At 42.9% G+C, this 3,461-nt stretch carries 1 protein-coding gene and 1 pseudogene; both read left to right on the top strand.

The features are described from left to right. The first annotated feature begins 488 nt into the window (after positions 1-488). On the top strand, positions 489-1,889 hold the full coding sequence (locus tag RJ41_RS13885; protein ID WP_039221973.1) for a right-handed parallel beta-helix repeat-containing protein: 1,401 nt from the start codon (positions 489-491) through the stop codon (positions 1,887-1,889). A 10-nt stretch (positions 1,890-1,899) separates the two neighbouring features. Continuing rightward, positions 1,900-3,461: pseudogene (locus RJ41_RS13880) on the top strand (hypothetical protein); the annotation flags it as partial.

Below are 3,461 nucleotides of genomic sequence, written 5' to 3'. Positions count from 1 at the left end.
TAGGCAGCGACTGGGATAGCCCTCCAACCGTATATCAGATTGGTGATACCGATGGTGATGGTGTGCCTAATGTGGTGGTGTTTGGGGTTCAAAACGCACAAGCTGAATTTGCTATGCATTAAAGATAAAACCGTATGTTGATAAAAATTGAGGCCAGTGTGGGCATTAACAATTACTCATGCTGGCCTTTTCTTTCTAACAGTTACACATAACAAGGTGAAGATATTGATTAAAACAACTTAATGTTCCATATTTGACCAGCGATTTTTCTAAGGAATTTGATTTGTAGTCATTCATGTCTTTAAACGTATCTATTACTCCAAAAGTCCCGACGCTTTATCGCCTACTTGACAATCTAGCTATATCCAAATGTCAACATAAACTGGGGGGAATTTACAAAAATATAAGAGATATATTGCAATTACCTATATTTGATCGCCATAAATAGACGTATAGATAGTTAAAACCATTCAAGGTCAGAGAAAAAGATGAGACGTTCAATAATATTATCGTGTTTACTTGCTGCTATGCCTATTGCTGTCAGCGCAAAAGTTATTAATGTAAACCCTGGAACAAACACCCTGCAAACCGCAATAAACGCTGCAGAAGCAGGTGACACGCTAATCTTAAGCTCGGGAGTTTATGATGTTAGTTTACCTTCAATACGCCCTGACGATGACTATTTTGTTATAAATAAACCAATCACCCTTCGCGCTAAAAGTGCTGACGATAGACCAACGCTCAATGTTGTTCGCATTACTGACGTGAATTGTAGCACTGAAGAAGGCGAGCAGTATTCATTTTTAGACGGTGACATAATTACCCTTCAAGGGATTATCACCAACGCGGATATTACGATAAATGGCTGCGGTATGGTGATATCTGACAGTATTCTTCGAGGCAGCGTTAAATCTACAGCTAATCCGGCTGTCATTATCGGTAACGACATTATTTTAGATAGCCAAGAAAGAATGGATGCGAATGTTGTTGCCTACAACAATATACGTCAGAACTCAGGTGCTGTTATTAGCGCGCAGCACATTGTGGGTAACGATATCAACTGTTTCAGTGCCGGTAGCGGAATATGCGTTCAATCAAACCACCCAAACGCACAGAGTTTGAATGAAGGTTTTATTGTAGGCAACTCTTTTCAAGTGGAAACCGCGCGATACGACAGCCAAACTGAAGGTGCAGGAAACAATAATTTTGACAAGCGATATGCTATTAACTTGAACAGCGTTGCTTCGACCACTGTAGCATCCAACAAAATTCATTTCAAAATTCAAGATGGTGATAGGCCTGTCGAAAATGAACGGGTATCGGCCCTTGTTGCTGTAGGCATGGCGCATGTTGGACTCAATACAACAGCTTCAATTTATAACAATACTATTGTTTACGACGCTTCACTACCTGCCCCACTTAACGACTCAGATGCGGGGGCTATTTATACTATTATCGGTGATGCAACAGTTCGCAACAACATTATCTTTGGAGCCCATATACCTGCCATATCTTTTAACCAAGATACCGCCGCACAAGGTTATGAAAATATAGTAGTTGCTACCCATAATATTTGTTTTGGGAATGTAGAAAACTGCTCAGAAAGTGAGAGCAACATTAACGCTGACCCGCAATTCGTTGGCGACAGTTTTAGAGTAAGCGAAACTTCTCCTGCGAAAAACGGTGGTTACGACGCACTTATGTTATATGACATTGATAAGACGCTACCAGATATTGGGGTATATGGTGGCCCCTATGGTTTTGAGCAATACACTAACATTCGAGAAAGCGAAGAGTTGCCATACATCGTTCCTTTGTTCAATGAAATCGCTGAAGAAACTACTGATGCAGTGAATGTACGCGTAATTGCCGTACCTCGTTTGCGTTAGGAGTCTAGCAATGAAATATTCCCATAAAGCGCTGTTCTTTTCGTTGACAATGGCAAGCAGTAGCGTTTTAGCTGCTGATTACGAAATGACAATAACCGCTGGTTTTATAGATTCAAGTAGAGAAACTTTGGCCCAAGAAAGAGTAGGAGGTTTAGCTATTCAGTCCTATACGACATTCGATAAAACAGGGCAAATAGGAAACTTAGCACAAGTAAAAGTTGCATCATTTATAACGCAAGCCAACGATTACAGCAATATAACACTTTCTGATCAATGCTTTAGCGCGTCTGTTTGTGTAGTAAACGAAAACTCTATTGGTATTTATGAACTCGATGTCTCTAGCGAGCTTCTTTTACCCCATGCTAGAACCGAGGCAGGTTGGTCTAGAATTACTAATTTAACGGTTAATAACTTAAAGACTGTCGGCAGTAATTTCGACAATACGTTTATTAATTTTATTGGCGAAAACACTTCTTTTGCTCCTCCCTTATTTGGAATCACTTTTTCTGGCGTGCCACTAGGTGGCCGCATAATTCGGTATTCTTTAAACGCAGAAGATGACCAACGCTCACATACCGAATTACTCTTGAACTTTGTAGCAAAAGATATGGATAGCGATGGCATTATAGACTTAGAAGATCTTTTTCCTGACGACCCAACGGAATGGGCAGACAACGACCTCGACGGCATAGGCGACAATGCCGACCCTGATGACGACAACGACGGCATGCCGGATGTGTATGAAGCGCGTGTGGGGTTAAATCCACTAGTGGCTGATGCCGATGGCGATGCCGACGGAGACGGCCTGACTAACCTTGAAGAGTTTGAATATGGCACCGACCCGTTTAATGCCGATTCTGATGGTGATGGCATTAACGATAAGCTGGATAACAACCCTACCGTGCCTGATGACTCTCGTGTTTCTGAGTTAAGTTCTGGCATACCGTTACTGTGGCAGGATGTGAATGGCGATGGTGTCACGGAACTGGGTGTGTTTAGTGTAGGTGGTGGTGTGCCTAGTCTTTCCATTATAAATCCTGTGGATAGTGCTGAACTGTCGAACATTCGCTGGGCAGCGGGCGCTTACGTGCCCTCGTCTATAACACCTATCGCCTTACCTGATATGGACGGTGATAGTGTGATGGATATCGGGTTATTCGGTATTCGCCAGGATGAAGGGAACGAAGGTAAACCGCAGTTCTTTGTGCGTAGTGGCAGTACTGGCAAACGCATTTCTGTATTCAATTGGCCCGCAAACTGGAAGAACATGCAGGTTATGGTGATGGATGACCTAACCGGTGATGGGGTACCTGAAATTGCCCTTGAGGGCACATTTAAAGATGGTGCTAGACCACAGCTTCGCGTGCAAAATGGCGCGAGTGGTGCTGACTACGGTGTATACAGTTTCCCTGCCCTTTTCCATTCGCCCGCGTATTATCAACACAGTGATTTTGACGGCGATGGCATCAGTGAAGTCACCCTGTTCGGTCGCCTTAAACGCAATAACAAAATACAAGCAAAGATTGTCAGTGGCGCTGACAGTGAATACAAGATGAGTGCTTATAATTTCCC

This window comes from Alteromonas marina (assembly GCF_000808575.1).
Lineage (GTDB): Bacteria > Pseudomonadota > Gammaproteobacteria > Enterobacterales > Alteromonadaceae > Alteromonas > Alteromonas marina_A.
The sequence above is the reverse complement of the archived record's forward strand: the minus strand, read 5'-3'. Positions and strand labels throughout refer to the sequence as shown.

Bases quoted from the DNA above. Each gene is read 5' to 3' on its own strand.
- RJ41_RS13885 (WP_039221973.1), top strand. From the start codon at position 489: ATGAGACGTTCAATAATATTATCGTGTTTACTTGCTGCTATGCCTATT.